Source organism: Pseudalkalibacillus sp. SCS-8, from assembly GCF_040126055.1.
Lineage (GTDB): Bacteria > Bacillota > Bacilli > Bacillales > Fictibacillaceae > Pseudalkalibacillus > Pseudalkalibacillus nanhaiensis.
The window spans coordinates 1937444-1953008 of record NZ_CP143541.1 but is presented as its reverse complement, the minus strand read 5'-3'; the positions used below and the strand labels follow the sequence as shown (position 1 = coordinate 1953008).

The 15565-nt window shown below is 43.0% G+C and carries 18 protein-coding genes and 1 pseudogene; 8 read left to right on the top strand and 11 right to left on the bottom strand.

Going from position 1 to position 15565, the window contains the following annotated elements; translation table 11 throughout:
• Window positions 1–2: 2 nt before the first annotated feature.
• From V1497_RS10210 to V1497_RS10195, 4 genes are read right to left on the bottom strand one after another with little or no spacing between them, the layout of a single operon-like run.
• Complete coding sequence (locus V1497_RS10210) at window positions 3–1097, bottom strand: endospore germination permease (protein WP_349407459.1); 1095 nt, start codon at window positions 1095–1097, stop codon at window positions 3–5.
• Between the two features lie 12 nt (window positions 1098–1109).
• Window positions 1110–1343 carry a hypothetical protein gene (locus tag V1497_RS10205; RefSeq protein ID WP_349407458.1) on the bottom strand — a complete coding sequence of 78 codons (234 nt, stop codon included), beginning with the start codon at window positions 1341–1343 and terminating at the stop codon, window positions 1110–1112.
• Between the two features lie 5 nt (window positions 1344–1348).
• Window positions 1349–2548, bottom strand: coding sequence for a Ger(x)C family spore germination protein (locus V1497_RS10200; RefSeq protein WP_349407457.1), 1200 nt, complete (start codon window positions 2546–2548; stop codon window positions 1349–1351).
• A 10-nt stretch (window positions 2549–2558) separates the two neighbouring features.
• The gene (locus V1497_RS10195; protein ID WP_349407456.1) at window positions 2559–4091 is read right to left on the bottom strand and encodes a spore germination protein; all 1533 of its coding nucleotides are present in this window, start codon (window positions 4089–4091) and stop codon (window positions 2559–2561) included.
• A gap of 214 nt (window positions 4092–4305) precedes the next feature.
• Between V1497_RS10195 and V1497_RS10190 the strand changes: the two genes are divergently transcribed.
• The 3 genes from V1497_RS10190 (at window position 4306) to V1497_RS10180 (ending at window position 6992) form a co-directional block, all read left to right on the top strand.
• Window positions 4306–6051, top strand: a complete 1746-nt coding sequence (locus V1497_RS10190; RefSeq protein WP_414703560.1) for a Rieske 2Fe-2S domain-containing protein — start codon at window positions 4306–4308, stop codon at window positions 6049–6051.
• Between the two features lie 155 nt (window positions 6052–6206).
• Window positions 6207–6356: a YjcZ family sporulation protein gene (locus tag V1497_RS10185; protein WP_349407455.1), complete on the top strand. Its 150-nt coding sequence runs from the start codon at window positions 6207–6209 to the stop codon at window positions 6354–6356.
• A gap of 75 nt (window positions 6357–6431) precedes the next feature.
• Window positions 6432–6992: a GNAT family N-acetyltransferase gene (locus tag V1497_RS10180; protein ID WP_349407454.1), complete on the top strand. Its 561-nt coding sequence runs from the start codon at window positions 6432–6434 to the stop codon at window positions 6990–6992.
• 56 nt (window positions 6993–7048) lie between these two features.
• Here V1497_RS10180 and V1497_RS10175 read toward each other — a convergent pair whose 3' ends face one another.
• Together V1497_RS10175 and V1497_RS10170 are read right to left on the bottom strand one after the other, a co-directional pair.
• Window positions 7049–7294, bottom strand: coding sequence for a hypothetical protein (locus tag V1497_RS10175; protein WP_349407453.1), 246 nt, complete (start codon window positions 7292–7294; stop codon window positions 7049–7051).
• Window positions 7295–7401: 107 nt separating this feature from the next.
• The gene (locus V1497_RS10170; RefSeq protein ID WP_349407452.1) at window positions 7402–7494 is read right to left on the bottom strand and encodes a YjcZ family sporulation protein; all 93 of its coding nucleotides are present in this window, start codon (window positions 7492–7494) and stop codon (window positions 7402–7404) included.
• A gap of 239 nt (window positions 7495–7733) precedes the next feature.
• Between V1497_RS10170 and V1497_RS10165 the strand changes: the two genes are divergently transcribed.
• Window positions 7734–8012 carry a phospholipase gene (locus tag V1497_RS10165; protein ID WP_349407451.1) on the top strand — a complete coding sequence of 93 codons (279 nt, stop codon included), beginning with the start codon at window positions 7734–7736 and terminating at the stop codon, window positions 8010–8012.
• Between the two features lie 119 nt (window positions 8013–8131).
• Here the strand turns inward: V1497_RS10165 and V1497_RS10160 are convergent, their stop codons facing one another.
• Window positions 8132–8665 carry a thioredoxin family protein gene (locus tag V1497_RS10160; protein WP_349407450.1) on the bottom strand — a complete coding sequence of 178 codons (534 nt, stop codon included), beginning with the start codon at window positions 8663–8665 and terminating at the stop codon, window positions 8132–8134.
• Between the two features lie 398 nt (window positions 8666–9063).
• On the opposite strand from V1497_RS10160, the pseudogene V1497_RS10155 reads away from it, so the two are divergent.
• Both V1497_RS10155 and V1497_RS10150 read left to right on the top strand, forming a co-directional pair.
• A pseudogene (locus V1497_RS10155) lies at window positions 9064–9180 on the top strand (YjcZ family sporulation protein); the annotation flags it as partial.
• Window positions 9181–9330: 150 nt separating this feature from the next.
• Window positions 9331–9657: a hypothetical protein gene (locus tag V1497_RS10150; protein ID WP_349407448.1), complete on the top strand. Its 327-nt coding sequence runs from the start codon at window positions 9331–9333 to the stop codon at window positions 9655–9657.
• Between the two features lie 183 nt (window positions 9658–9840).
• Here V1497_RS10150 and V1497_RS10145 read toward each other — a convergent pair whose 3' ends face one another.
• Genes V1497_RS10145 through V1497_RS10130 form a run of 4 tightly spaced genes read right to left on the bottom strand, consistent with a single transcriptional unit; the run spans window position 9841 to window position 13277 of the window.
• Window positions 9841–10137 carry a ferredoxin family protein gene (locus tag V1497_RS10145; protein WP_349407447.1) on the bottom strand — a complete coding sequence of 99 codons (297 nt, stop codon included), beginning with the start codon at window positions 10135–10137 and terminating at the stop codon, window positions 9841–9843.
• Window positions 10137–11432: an FAD-dependent oxidoreductase gene (locus tag V1497_RS10140; RefSeq protein ID WP_349407446.1), complete on the bottom strand. Its 1296-nt coding sequence runs from the start codon at window positions 11430–11432 to the stop codon at window positions 10137–10139. Before V1497_RS10140 ends, V1497_RS10145 begins: the two co-directional genes overlap by 1 nt.
• On the bottom strand, window positions 11416–12450 hold the full coding sequence (locus V1497_RS10135; RefSeq protein ID WP_349407445.1) for an electron transfer flavoprotein subunit alpha/FixB family protein: 1035 nt from the start codon (window positions 12448–12450) through the stop codon (window positions 11416–11418). Before V1497_RS10135 ends, V1497_RS10140 begins: the two co-directional genes overlap by 17 nt.
• Window positions 12447–13277 carry an electron transfer flavoprotein subunit beta/FixA family protein gene (locus V1497_RS10130; protein ID WP_349407444.1) on the bottom strand — a complete coding sequence of 277 codons (831 nt, stop codon included), beginning with the start codon at window positions 13275–13277 and terminating at the stop codon, window positions 12447–12449. Before V1497_RS10130 ends, V1497_RS10135 begins: the two co-directional genes overlap by 4 nt.
• Before the next feature lie 285 nt (window positions 13278–13562).
• Between V1497_RS10130 and V1497_RS10125 the strand changes: the two genes are divergently transcribed.
• Together V1497_RS10125 and V1497_RS10120 are read left to right on the top strand one after the other, a co-directional pair.
• Window positions 13563–13880, top strand: a complete 318-nt coding sequence (locus V1497_RS10125) for a DUF4212 domain-containing protein (protein ID WP_349407443.1) — start codon at window positions 13563–13565, stop codon at window positions 13878–13880.
• Window positions 13877–15562 carry a sodium:solute symporter family protein gene (locus V1497_RS10120; protein WP_349407442.1) on the top strand — a complete coding sequence of 562 codons (1686 nt, stop codon included), beginning with the start codon at window positions 13877–13879 and terminating at the stop codon, window positions 15560–15562. The genes V1497_RS10125 and V1497_RS10120 overlap by 4 nt, the downstream gene beginning before the upstream one ends.
• Window positions 15563–15565: the final 3 nt, after the last annotated feature.

Here is a 15565-nt window from a genome sequence, read left to right as displayed (position 1 = left end):
GATTATGTCCGATCAATTCTTTTGAATTTTGCAATGATCCACAACAGTAATGGGATAATTAATCCCCAAAAGAGGACATATAACTGCATCGTTCGAGTGAATTCAACCAGAAAAGCCATGTTTGGAAAGATGTCATTGGCTAAGACGAATGTGAGAAGACCTAATGGCAGCGTTAAGGTTTTATAATTAGAAAGACCGAATGTGTGCGCTAGTCCTAAACAGAGGACATAAATCAAAAGTGTCAATTTAACAAAAACAGTCGTAAACCAAATGAACGCCATCATCGCTTCAACTCGCTGAAAGAAGCCTCCCAGGTTGATTTGTTTCGCAAGATCATAGGAAGAATAGATGCTTTCACTCGTTTCTTCTACTCCTACGACGAGGATGGAAAGCATGGATAGGATGATAAGGAAACACCCACCAATCACTCCACCGATCACTAATCCCCCTTTTGTACGGCTAGGCGTATTTACATAGGGTATGACCATCAAAAAAATGATCATTTCAAAATAAGGGAACGTTACAAAAGAAAATGCAGCGTTTAAAACGGGTTTTATTCCGTTTTCGAGAACGGGTTGTGCATACCGCATATCAATTTGGGGTGTGATGGTAAGAAAGAGTATGATATAGAGCATGACGACCCAAGGGAGAAACAGCTCTGCTGCCCGTGTAAACGTTTCAAGCCCTAACCGTACGGCAATGATGACGATGATCAGAAAAGACAAATGGATGGCTTGGATCGGTGTTTCAACCATCATTACGGTAACCATGAAATCCCCAATATCCCTTAGTACAAATATCGCTAATAGAAAGACAAAGACGAAGAAATAGATAAAAGAAAACAGCTTACCTACCCATTTTCCAAACAGGATTTCAAAAATCTCTGCTAGATTCTTTTCAGGGAATTTAGAGGCGAGATGAAAGTAAAAAAGTGTGGCAGCAACTGCAATAGCAAGGCCAATAAGTCCTGCAATCCATGCGTCCTGTTTCGCATTAGATGCAAGAATGGAAGGAATGATCAATATGGTTGTACCGATTGTATAAAGTAACACCAATATCGTGAATTGCCTGACACTTATTCTTCCTTTTTCGATCATTCCACTACCTCCTTACTCGAAGAATTGATAAAACGATCGACTCACAGGATCCAATACCCATTTGATAGCATACAACGGTGTCGGAAGTTCATTTCCAGTAGTTTGGTAAATCAACAAACCAGTCCCAACTGCCAATAAAATGGCATAAACCCTTAAGTCACGTGATTGTTTTCGCTTCCTAAGAGGAACACCATCGATTAAGACAATCATGGCGATTAATAGAATTGTTCCGATTGCACTCCACATCGAACCTACTCCTTTATGTTATTTATGAAAGAGTTACTTCTTCTCCCCGTTTGGTAAATACGGGCTTCGACTTGGAATGTGATAGGCAACTCAACAAAGATCTGGTCCCAATTCGATTTCTCTTTACGCCAGTATGTAGGATTCTGACGGTGGAAGGCGTCACCAAACCCGAAAATATCGAGCTGGAAGTCATCTTTTGCTTTTTTAGTGGCATTCTTCATTTGCTTTATTACATCTTTTTCAACTTGCTTTTCTAATTTGTGAATCGTTTCAGCCTTCTGTAAATTAATTGGGCATTCTACTTCTCCGACATTACCTGAAACTTGTAACTTCAGGTTTATGGAAGGCTCTCCTTTTTTCACCACACTTCTCATTTCAGTATGGGTTCTGAGTAATTCAACCGACACATCTCCTTTTGTATCCTCACACGGGACGTTCACGATGGTGCTCTTAACATTCCCCATAATATAGTTATAGCCTTTACTTTCAGATTCATTTAACCATCCTTGAAGCTGGTCCTCTTTAAACACAGCCAAATCCGTATATTGGAGCCGGGTAGCTGGGTCAGCCGATTGGAGGTGTTCCATCAATTCACCTTGCTCTTCATCCCCTTTTATCCTGACCCCGCTGATGACCGGCTGCTTCCCTTCACTTGTCAATTCATCCAGTAATTTTCCGAATTTCAAGGCAACGGTAGGTGCCCAAACCTGGGCGGACGTTTCGAGCTTCGAGAAAAGATTTTGTGCTGTGATTTTCTCTACAGGGACCAATAACTTTAAAATTTCCTGCGCTTCAAGATCCCTTGCAATCACAACATAAAAATCAGGTCGGAATTCTTGATCACGTTCTAATAAGTCCAAATAAGTTGAAATCCCTTCTTTTGCAACCCCATCTCCTATGACAAGCATCCGCAAGTGAGGGAAAAAGATTTTTCGAGGCACGGTCTTTGTCATTCGACGGAGTGCTTCAAAAACAGTATCGCCTCTTTCTTGATACGTTACGATAGGAGCTCTGGCACCCCCGCTTTGCTTTGTGGATATTTCCGCGGGGTTCACGAGTTGGACAGTTACGAGAACTTGGTCGCCTTCTGTTTTGTCGATCCCCATTCCAACTGCAATCCCTATTTCATTCAGCTCTCTACTGTTCCAGCAACCACTTAACAAAAATATGAGACATATACAGGGAATCAACATTTTCGCCTTCATGACAATCACCTTATTTGGAGGATTTGGATTTCTGACGAACATTGTTATTTTGGCTGATCAATTTTGGACGTGTGAAAAGGAATTGATACGGCAATCTCAATAACGTATCCTTTTGATCCTGGGAATTATATGGCGCCAACGGGGACATATAAGGAATACCGAATGAGCGTAAACTGCACAAGTGAAGGGAAAGAGCAAATAGCCCCAATGCAATGCCATAGAGTCCGAATGTAGCGGCAAAAAGCATGAAAAAAAATCGTAAGATCCGAATGGAAATCGCAAGGTTATAGGATGGAATGATAAAATTCGATATCGCTGTAATGGCTACGACGATGACCATTGCTGGTGACACGAAACCTGCTTCAACAGCCGCCTGGCCAATGACGAGTGCCCCTACGATCGATATGGTTTGTCCGATAGCAACAGGTAGTCGGATTCCAGCTTCTCGTAGAATTTCAAGAGTCACCTCCATAAGAATCGCCTCGAATATTGCAGGAAATGGAATGCCTTCTCGCTGCGCTGCCAGACTGATCAAGAGATTCGTTGGAAGCATTTCGTGGTGAAACGTCGTTAATGCAATGTAAAAAGCTGGGCCCAATAAGGATATGAAAAAGCTGAAGAACCGCAGTAAACGTAGCAAGGTGGCGATATCCCAACGTTGATAATAATCCTCAGCGGATTGGAAGAATTGTACGAAAAGAGCTGGAACGATCAGTACAAACGGTGTTCCATCAACGAAAATAGCGACTTTTCCTTCCAACAGACTTGCAGCGATTACATCCGGTTTCTCTGAATTAAAGGTAGTCGGAAAAGGAGAATAGGTTTCATCCTCAATCAATTCTTCAATATTCCCGCTCTCCAAAATTCCATCAATATCAATTTTGTCCAATCGTTCTTCGACTTCTTGAATGATCTTTTCATTGGCGATACCGTGAATATGTACAATTGCAACCTCTGTTCGCGTGGAGCGTCCGATGTGCTTTGTTTGAATCCGTAAATTTGGATCTTTGATTTTTCTTCGTACCATTGCCGTATTCATTTGAATTGTTTCGGTGAATGCTTCCTTCGGTCCTCTCACAACTGGTTCAGTTGTGGACTCTTGGACAGATCTGAAATTATCATTGTTGGCTTCCAATAGATACGCGTGATCTTCATCATCAATAAAAAGGACAACATTCCCGCAAAGTATGGCTTCAATGATTTTGTGCCAATCATCAATTCTGTCCAACTCACTGATTGGTAATGTTTCAATCATTAGTGATTTTTCAGCAAGACTCCCGACGGTCAAAGAGGCAGTGAACGTATCAATTGAGGACTGTTCGACTAATCCTTTAATAAAAATCAGACTTGCGGTTAGATGTTGATCAGCTCTAAGTTTGAAGGTTTTAATTTGGACATCTGAACTATCACCTAGGATGGACGTAGCGGTTTCGATATTGTCGGATATGCAGGTCGAGATTGTACGATTTTGAAAATGGTCATCATACCCAATTCCATGATCCTGATTTTGTCTACGATTTTTATGTCTTCGTTTGAAGCCCATTAGAGTACGCTCCCGATGTACGTTTTTCTATAGCTTCCCTTACGGATTCTTCATTATACATTTACCGGATATGTGAGAAAGTGTATCCTTCCCTCTTTCTAAGACTTTTGAATGAGAAAAATTTCAACTTATGAAGGATTCATTAAACCTTTCCTTAAATTAAAGTAGTAGGTAGAAAACAGATTTGGTTGAAATTTAAGGAGGGAGTACGCTGATGGAAAGAATTCTCGCAGGTTCACTTTCAAGTATTAAAGAAGAAGGTGCAAAAATCATAAAAGGAGATAATCATGCGATTGCAGTCTTTTACCATGAGGGTGAAGTCCATGCGGTAGATAACCGCTGTCCACATATGGGGTTTCCGTTACATATGGGGAGTTTATGTGATGGCATCTTGACTTGTCACTGGCATCATGCCCGTTTTGATGTAAAAAGTGGTGGGACACTGGATCCTTGGGCTGATGATGTGCCAACATACCCGATTCAAATTGAAGAAGATAAGGTCTATGTCTCCCCGATCCCAAACCAGAAAACCACCATCCAAAAGTTGCTAAGGCGTTTACGTGAAGGATTGGAGCAAAGCTTAAGCCTCGTTATCGCAAAAGCCGTTGTCGGTTTGGTAGAAGCAGGTGTTTCTCCAAAAGAAATTTCAAAAGTTGGAGTCGAATTCGGGACGAAGCACCGACAAAGCGGCTGGCGTTCAGGTCTGACAATTCTTACTGCCATGACGAACATTCTGCCGAAACTGGATAAGACCGGGCAAATCCTTGCTTTATATCATGGCCTGGTACATGTTGCCCGTGAAAGTGCGGGTATGGGTACGCGGTTCTTACTCGGTTCTCTTCCTCAATCCGATCAGGAAGGACAATCACCTGAAACACTTACAAAATGGTACCGCCATTGTGTGGAGGTGCGGGACAGCCAGGGTGCAGAAAGGGTTCTTTTGACCGCCATAGAGTCCAATTGGTCGAATGAACAGATTGCAGATATGATGTTGGCCGCTGTCACAGACCATTTTTATATTAATGTCGGTCACACGTTAGACTTCCACAATAAAGCTTTTGAAATGTTGAGCCACACAGGAAACGATGTTCGACCTTACGTCCTTTCTTCTCTTCTGCCTGGAATATCAGACGTTTCGAGGAGTGAAGAGTCGCATAGCTGGCAATCTCCAGTCAATTTGGTCAAACCCTTGCATCAAGCTTTTGAACGATTGCCAGAACAAATCGCCATGAATGGGGATGGCAGCATTAATGAAGAGGCACTCTTTGAACAAATTCTATCAGATGATCCTGTGAAAACAGTAAATTCAATGATGGAAGCACTTGGAGAAGGCGTCTCCCCTGCCCGTCTTGCACAACTTGTTACATTGGCTGCTGCTGAACGTATTGCCAGATTCCATACGCAGAACGACTTCAATGATTGGATCACTGTTCTCCATACCTTCACGCATGCACATGCTGTACACGAATCATTGCGACGTTCAACGAGCGTAGAATTGACAAGAGCTGTTTTCCATAGTGCAATGAGCATTTATTTGGATCGCTTCTTGAATATGCCTAAAGCAAAAAAACCTAAGCCGGAACACTTGGAATCCAGTGCTCATCCATCGGAATTACTTGAAATGCTGAATAAACAGCAACAGGTTAATCAAGCAGCGAAATGGGTCGTTACCTATTTAACAAGCGGAGGAGATAAACAAGCATTATTCAATACACTCGGGCATGCTTTACTCCGTGAGGATGCAGAGTTCCATTCCTTCCAGATGTATGAAGCCGCATTAATGGAGCATGACCTCTGGGAGGATGAATCCTCTGCTTTAGCAGAGCGTGCACAAGAAACAATGATTATCGCTATGACAAGATATTTGGCTGCTCATGCCCCCACTCATCGTGAAACGCCACATATGGCAACAATCGCAATGCGACTCCATCGTGGAGAGAAACTATTTGAAGAGGATTAAGAATCAGAAAAAGTCGACCGAAGATTCCGGTCGACTTTTATAGTTCCATATTCTACACGAATGCCTATTTTACCCCAATCATACCTTTTTTCAGTTCACAAACGCCCTTAGGTACATATATTGCTATTGTATTTGAATTTTGGGAGGTAATAGGAATGAGTGACGGATATAAACATGGGGGAAGCTTTGCGTTAATCGTTGTTCTCTTCATTCTGCTAATTATCATCGGGGTAGCAGCCTGTGGCTATTGCTACTATGATGGATACGGATACGATGGATATGGGCATGGGGGATACGGAAAATAATTGGATCGGCAATGGAGTTGTCCAAATGAAATCAGGGCAGCTCCTTCTTATTTGACTGGGTCAGGGGGCTTCATAATGGATGGAAAGAAGCGGATTGTTGATCTTCCCAAACTTACGTCTAAACGACTTATGTATCGAGCGATTGAATCGGAGGATTTTCCTGCTGTAACGGAGTTGCTGGCAGATCATGACGTCGTCCAATACGACTTGGGTTACACGGTTTCAAGCATGACTGAAGCAACGTATTTTATAGAACGGCTGATTGCAAATCATCCATTTAATTGGGCTGTCTTTGAAAGGGCGACCAACCATTTCATTGGTTTGACCGGCTTCCGACACTTGGATCGTCTTTCTCATCAAAGCGAAATCGGTGCTTTGCTTGCAAAAGTGTATTGGAAACAAGGATACGGCCAAGAGATGCTGACTACGATCATGGACTTCGGTTTCCACACACTCTCGTTGAATCGTCTGTATGCCCGCGTAATCGAAGAGAACGCTCCAGCAAATCGAATACTACAACGAAATGATTTCAAATTAGAAGGAACCCTACGTAAAGCCATATTCCAAAAGGAAAGGTATTCGAATATCAATCTGTACGCGATGTTAAAAGAAGAATATGAAGCTCCATCTAAATAAGGAAAAGCCTAAACCCTATGTACAGATCGCCATCATAGAGGATAGGCCATTATCTCCTACCAAAAGAACGGTGAAAAACTTGCAGCAGCAATCGCAACTAAACCGACTGCGATAAGTCCGGCACCAAAAAAGAAAAATAGACCTGTGTCATTTCCACCATCATCGTTTAATGGACGAAGGTATACATTTCGATGATCGCAATGATCGATGTAACCGTGGTAGACATTGCCGTCATGACATGTGATTTCTACACAATTTCCAATGTTTTCACAAAATAAACCATGGTAATATTCAGCTGACATTTGATTCTCCTCCTTCACCATATCATTGAGCCATTCCGAAAAACACAAAAGTTAAGGGAATGACTGAGAACTTCCAGCCAAACCCCATTTTCACTCAATCATCTAGCTTACCAGTTTACGAAACTGACACCTACGATAATTAGTAGGACAAACAGAACTACGATCAGTGCGAATCCTGATCCTCCACGTGCGTATGACATGAAAAAACTCCTTTCTCAATGGATTAAGAAGGAATGCTTCTTATTAATAAGCTATGCTTGTACCAACAAATTGTTTGGACAAGGGTTTATAGACCTTGTCCAAATTTCTTCCCATATTGATACAAACCTCCTCTTCCGTGGGTGTTTGGACAAACCTGGAGTAAGGACAAAGCATATCGTACTAGTAAAGGCTGTCCTTATAGATGGGTATGTCATTTCAACAGAGGAGGTTTCTTGAGATGTGCGATAGAAGGAAACCTAGAAAGGGCTTTTGCGTGTTTCCAGGCTATCGTTGGTGTGGACCTGGCTGCAGTGGTCCTGGTTTTCCAATCAATGATGTGGATGCAGCATGCAAAGCACATGATGAATGTTATGAATGCTATGGACCTTGCTTGGAGTGTGATCTTGAATTCATGGAACGGCTCCGTGAGGAAATGCAATACGATACCGAAGAAGCCCGTCATGCACGAATCATGTATAACTATATGAAAATCAAAACGTTTTTTGCCCGCTTTTAGTCCCTTTTATTTAACATAAGAAAATATTGATGAAGAGCAAAAAAAAGAGGAACTCTGTCAGAGTCCTCCCTACATATCATTTTTAATTTATTCCATTGAGGAACCGTCCAAGTGTTATCTCACCGGTCTGTTCCTGGTATTTCACAGCCTTCTGGTCCACATTCGGATGAGCCGTTTTCTTGAGCCTCTTGTTCACGTTCTCTTCTCAATAATGCCTGCTGCCAGTCAGTATCAATCGTACCTTCGAACTTTTCTGGGTACCGGATATACCATCTCTGTTTCCGGATCAGGAAGTTATCAGGATCGAGTTTAATCGCTTCATCCAACTCTGTCAGCGCATCTTCTTTTTGTCCATGCTGCAAATACTGCATGGCTAATTTGTATTTTGTTTCGGCTAATTGTTGTTGTATTTTCTCTAAATCAGTTGGAGGAGTGTAATAATCATCTGTCAGCTCTACCTTATCCACCTGCTCATCAATCAATTCTCTTACAGCCTCGACATGTGTCTCTTCGTCGACTTTAAATCCTTGTTTGACGAGTCTTATTGTGCCATCTTCGTCAACAAAAATCCCATTTGGGACAATCTTGAACTGAAAATGATTGCTTAATCGATTTTCCGTATCAACGACTGTCTTAAACGTTGTACCTGTCACATACGGCTTCACCACTTCAGGACCTTGCACATCTACCGCGACCGATAAGATTTCAAAGTTTTCATGTTTAATTGATTCGTAAAATTTCTGCCATCCTGGCAGTTGTTGGCGGCACCTTCACCAGGATGCCCACATGAAAATCAATGCTTTTTTCCCTTCGAGTTGTTTCGTACTGTACGGATTTCCGTTTAAATCCTGCATACGGATCTCAGGTAATTTTTCCAGCAACATGTTTTCATCCTCCTTTCAGTCAAGTATAAATCGTTCAAGTCATCTTGGAAAAAGATTTGCCTATTTTTCTATCTCATACTCAATAGCCTGTCCAAATCTCTCTGACGATTCATATAGTAGAATGAAAGGAGGTTTTTCACTTGAGTGATTCAGTTGCAGGGTTCACTGGGAAAGCATTTGCTTTGGTGGTCGTACTGTTCATTTTGCTGATTATCGTAGGAGCAGCTGGCGTAGGTGGTGCTCGCCGCCGCAGACGCGGATGTTGCGGATTCGGTTACTACTAATATCGCGTATAAAGAGATTGACGTTTTTAGTCAGTCTCTCTTTTTTAGTTATTATCAGAAAATTGAATAATCATTTTCCGAGGTCGTACATATACTGCTATAAGACCTTTTTTACGTTTTCAGGTTTATTTTCGGAAAGGAGTGTTGCCGATGAAGAGTGCACCTAATTATGGAGAGTTTTATCAGCGAGCACTAGTCTTAATAGGTGAAAGCGATCAAGCCACAGTCAAGGAACAAAATCATTGTGAGAGTTGCACGCATTGGCTCATCGCTTTAGAAGGCAGTGAAATGGATAAGGTCACCGGGGCTTATCAATGGAATGTATTCGTCTTCCCTTCTAAGCAGTGTGGCGGCTTCAATTATAAAATGCCCTACTATGTCTCTGGAAATTTCACCTCAATTTATGAGGCAATTGATTACACAAGCCAATTAGAAAAGAAGGCCAAAGAAGGTCAAATGTTCACATTGATCAAATAAAAGATAGAGATGAAGGACTATCTTTCTCTCTTTTTAACATAGTTTGTGAAACAATATACAAACACCTGACATACATACGAGTTGGAACACGCCTCCAGTTGAGAGGGTGTTTTTTCATTTTATAGGATTAATTTTAAACAAATAAAAAAAGAGTTGACCAAGAAGGTCAACTCACCTACTCGATCAACCTAATCTGAAAATGATCCCATGGCCACCCTTTGGGTATACCCAATCAATGTTTTCATGTGGGCACCCGATTCGGCAGCTTCCACATTCATGACAGCCTTCGTATCCGACATGCATTCGTATGTCTTCCCATTTGTAAATTTCAGCCGGACAGAAGATCGTACAGATTTTGTCCGGGCAATCGGTCAAGCAGATTTCAGGGTTTTTGACGTGGAGATGAGATTTCGTATCTGCATTGAACCGGACAAGGTATTGTTTCTCTTCAATGGACTGAGGCTTTTTTTCTTCACTCATCACTTCATCACCTTCCATGCTCGGTAGAAATCACGAGCGATTTTGATTTTTTCCCTTGGTGAGCCGATGTCCTTCCAAATCTTTTTCTGTTTTTCCCATTTTGACTTGCCATCAACGGTGAACATTTGACTGGCTGCTTTGTTCATCATCGGAATATATTGATCGAAATACTGAGGGAACTTATCAAAATGATGGGTTGAATCTTTATACTTCTTCATATCTTGACCGACAAAGCTAGCCATCAACTTCATACGGTATTGATCTAATGTACCTTCTGAGTAATCACCTTTCTCCATCGCGTTCATAACGGTTTCCGCGGCAATCCTTCCAGAGGTCATCGCCAGATTCGAGCCTTCACGGTGGATGGCATTGACGAGCTGTGCTGCATCTCCGACAACGATGACGCCATTCCCGACGACTTTCCCCATCGATTTATAACCACCTTCAGGAATCAAATGAGCCAGGTATTCCTGTTGCTCGGTGCCTTGGAGGTAAGGTCGGATCATCGGATGGTTTTTCACATAATCCAATAATTCATATGGCCGGATCTTGTGTTTAATTAAACCAGAGAGCAACGTTCCAACTCCGATGCTCAATGAGTCCTTGTTCGTGTATAGGAAGCCTGTGCCAAGTATCCCTTTCGTCGCATCCCCGAAAAGTTCGATTGTACAGCCTTGGTTCGGCTCAAGGTTGAAACGATCCTCGATGATTTTTTTATCGAGCTTTAAAATCTCCATTGTAGCAAGTGCTACTTCATCAGGACGGTACTCTTTATGGAAACCGAGCGATTTAGCGAGGAGCGAATTGACACCATCAGCAAGAACGACAACGTCAGCATAGACATCACCATCCGGTCTGTCTGTTCTTACACCGACAACTTTTCCATTCTCCACGATACATTCCGTAACGACCGTTTCATTGACTAAGAGTGCCCCTTGTTCAACGGCTTTTGAAGCGAACCATTGGTCAAATTTCGCCCGCAAAACCGTGAAATTGTTATAGGGCTCTTGCCCCCACTCCATTCCTTTGTAGCCGAATGTGACCGCTGACTCCTTATCCATCATCATGAATCGCTGCTCGACAATGGGTCGCTCAAGTGGAGCTTCTTTATAAAACTCGGGGATGACGTCCTCCATCATTTTTCTGTACAGGACCCCTCCCATAACATTCTTTGAGCCAGGGTATTCGCCCCGCTCCAACAACAAGACGTTTGCGCCACCCTTAGCCAGTTCATATGCACAGGAGATGCCGGCTGGTCCAGCACCTACGATAATGCAATCAAACCTTTCGGACATGGTCGACCTCCTCTCTAGCTAACGCTTTACTGAATTCTTCAATTAGGAGTGGAAGAATTTCAAATGCATCCCCTACAATTCCGTAATGGCAAGCTTCGAATATCGCTGCATCCGGATCTTTATTGATTGCAATAATCATACCGGAGTTCTTCATTCCGACGAGGTGTTGGATCGCGCCTGAAATTCCTACAGCAATGTAAATTTTCGGAGTGACAGTAACACCGGTCTGCCCGACTTGGTGATGATGATCGATCCATCCCGCTTCCACGACATCCCGGCTAGCTCCAACTGCTCCACCGATTGTAGCCGCCAGTTGATGGATAAGCTGAAAACCTTGTGCACTTCCGAGGCCTTTACCGCCAGCAACAATGATATCTGCTTCATCGATTCTTACTTTTTTGGTCGTGGTCCGGACGATTTCGAGGACCTTGGTCCGAATATCTTCTTCATTTACATCTATGTTTTCTTTGACGAGCTTCCCTGTTCGTCCATCTTCTGGATCAAGTGCTTTCATCACTTTCGGCCGAACAGTAGCCATTTGTGGACGGTACTTTTTACACAAAATCGTTGCCATGATGTTCCCGCCAAAAGCTGGTCTGCTCGCTAAAAGTAAGCCTGTATCCTCTTCTACATCCAGTTCAGTCGTATCAGCGGTCAATCCTGTTGGTAAATCCGTCGCAACAGCACTAGCCAGGTCTTTTCCAGTGGAAGTAGCCCCAAATAAGATGATCTCAGGTTTATGTTTCTCACTACAGTGGAGAAGAGCCTTCATATAGGATTCCGTGCGATAATGCTTGAAAATTTCCTGGTCATAGAGGTAGATGACATCAGCTCCATATGCAAACGCAATTTGAGGAAGATGCTCCACATTGTTTCCGATGATGACACCACCCAGTTGAACTCCCCGCTTATCCGCTAGTCGTCTACCGGCACCGAGTAACTCCAGTGAAACGGGAGCGATGCCTTCTCCCTGTTCTTCTATGAAAACCCACACCCCACTGTACTCCTCGAAATTCATGAAGCTCCCCCCTTTGATTGGAACAGTTCTCTCTTTTCTAAAACGATCGAAAGAAGCTCTTTTACTTGTTCGTTTGCATTCCCCTCAAGCATTATTCCGCCTTCAGGTTTCGGAGGTGCCCATACCTTAGCGACGATGGTCGGTGAACCCTTCAGTCCTAATTGTTTAACATCAACATCTTCTAAATCTTCAACGGACCAAATGGTTGGTTCGTAACGTGCAGCTTTGAGCATATTCGGAAATGGTGAATATGGGACTTCGTTGATTTCCTTTTCTACTGACATCAAGCACGGTAAACTCGACTGGATGACCTCATGTCCATCCTCGATTTTTCGGTGGATAATAACATACCCACCAACTTGATTGACTTCCTCCACTTTTTTGACTGACGTCAATGGTGGGATATCCAATCGTCGGGCTATGCCGGGACCAACTTGTCCAGTATCACCGTCGATGGTCATTTTACCGCAAAGAACGAGATCGACCGGTTTGATTTTTGAAATTTTATCAATTGCTTTTGTCAATGCATAACTCGTTGCCAACGTATCAGCACCTGCAAACTTCCTGTCTGAAATCATATACCCTTCATCAGCGCCGATTTCAATACATTTCTTGATGGCTTTTACAGCTGGTGGGGGTCCCATGGTCAATACGGACACCGTACCTCCATATCGCTTCTTTATTCTTACTGCTTCCTCCACGGCATGTGCATCATATGGGTTCAAAATCGCTGGCGCACTGGCCCGATCCATTGTATTTGTCTTAGGATTCATCTTGATGATTTTCGTATCAGGCACTTGCTTGATGCAAGCGACGATATGTAGCATTGGACACCTCTCCTTTTTCTACGAAAATCGTGCAAATCACGGATTCATCAAATGTCTATACACTTTAACTATATTAGGAACAGAATGGGATAATGCGGATTTTTACAGAGGAATTCATAAGAAAGCATTCATTTATCTATTTTAAAATTTAAAATATTCAAACATTTATTGTATAATCTTGGATGAAAGGTATTCTTTATTGAGAGGTGGTGAGGATCCGAAGCAGACATCAGGAAGTAGCTTGAATGCTCGTATCAAGGAATCCTATTCAGGAGGTGTTTAGAAATGAAAGATATTCAGCAGGATATGACAAAAAAGCAGCATGAATATTGGAAGAAAAATACGAGACTGATCAAGGTTTTATTAGTGATCTGGGCTCTTGTCTCTCTGGTCGCTGCCATCATTCTTGCCAAACCTCTTAGTGAAGTGCAATTCTTTGGTGTCCCATTAGCCTTTTGGTTTGCTCAACAAGGATCGATCATCATTTTTCTCATTTTGATTTTTTATTATGCCAAACGGATGGATAAGCTTGATGAAGAGTATGACGTACAGGAAGTTATCTTGACGAAGAAGAAAACAAAGGATAAGGGGGTATCGACATGAGTGTAGAAGCCCTTACATTATCCCTCGTCGTCCTAACCTTTGCGATCTATTTATATATTGGTTGGCGTTCAAAGGTGAAAGATACGAGTAACTTTTTCGTTGCCGGTAACGATATCCCTGCAGTCGCTAACGGTGCTGCAATTGCTGCGGACTGGATGTCTGCTGCATCGTTCATTTCAATGGCTGGATTGATATCATTTCTAGGTTATGACGGAACCATTTATTTAATGGGTTGGACGGGTGGTTACGTCCTCCTTGCTCTTTTGTTGGCTCCTTATCTTCGAAAGTTTGGTCGTTATACGGTCCCTGATTTTATCGGTGATCGTTATTACTCAAACGGTGCTCGTGCTGTTGCTGCTGTTGCCACGATTTTCATCTCTCTTACATACGTAGCTGGACAGATGCGTGGTGTAGGAATCGTCTTCAGCCGTTATTTACAAGTGGATATTATCGTCGGGGTATTGATTGGAATGGCGATTGTCGCCTTCTTCGCTGTCCTTGGTGGGATGAAAGGAATTACATGGACTCAGGTCGTGCAGTATTCCATCTTAATCGTAGCGTTTTTGATTCCTGCCGTGGCAATATCCTTCAAATTAACTGGAAATCCAGTTCCTCAATTAGCGTTGACATTCAGTGACATTGCGAAAGAACTAAGTGTGTTGCAGGTGGAGCTTGGATTGAAGGAATATTTGGCTCCGTTCCAAAACATGTCTGCATTGAACGTGTTTGCAGTCACCTTAGCGCTGATGATCGGAACCGCTGGATTACCACATGTCATCATCCGTTTCTATACGGTGAAGAATGTCCGTGCAGCTCGATGGTCTGCAGGCTGGGCTCTGTTGTTCATCGCCTTGCTATATACGACTGCTCCTGCAATCGGAGTATTTGCGAAGTATAACCTGATCAACAGTTTTAATGACCAGCCGATCAATGAAGTTCGTGAAACGGCCTGGGTCACGAAGTGGGAAGAGACGGGACTGCTGACATTGGATGATAAAAATGGAGATGGCGTTCTCGCCTTTTCTTCAGATGAAGCAGCGAATGAAGTGACGATTGATCGCGATATCATTGTCCTTTCAACTCCAGAAGTTGCAGGACTTGCTCCGATCGTCATCGCGTTAGTTGCGGCAGGAGGATTAGCAGCAGCCTTGTCCACCGCTTCTGGATTGTTGCTGGCCATGTCCAGTGCGGTCTCCCATGATATCTATTTCCGGATCTATCGACCGAATGCCAGTGAACAGCAACGCTTGAAGGTCGGCAGGCTGATGATTTTCCTGGCGGTCATTGTTGCTGGTTATTTTGGCATCAATCCGCCAGGTTTTGTTGGAGAAGTTGTTGCCTTCGCTTTCGGCCTTGCAGCCGCAAGCTTATTCCCAGCGATTTTGCTCGGTATCTTCGATCGAAGAATGAATCGTGAAGGTGCGATTTGGGGAATATCAGTCGGTTTAGCATTTACCGTCATTATGATCTTACTGATGCGTTCTCCACAAATCTTCGGTACGGAAGCTCCTGTATTGGAAAGCTTTTTCGGAATCAATGCACAAGGGATCGGTGTAGTTGGTGCCCTCTTGAATTTCATCATCTCATTCATCGTTTCCCGTAGAACGGCAGCTCCACCAGAAGAAATCCAGCAAATGGTGGAAGATATCCGTGTGCCGAAAGTGATGGATAAGACTGGATGATTG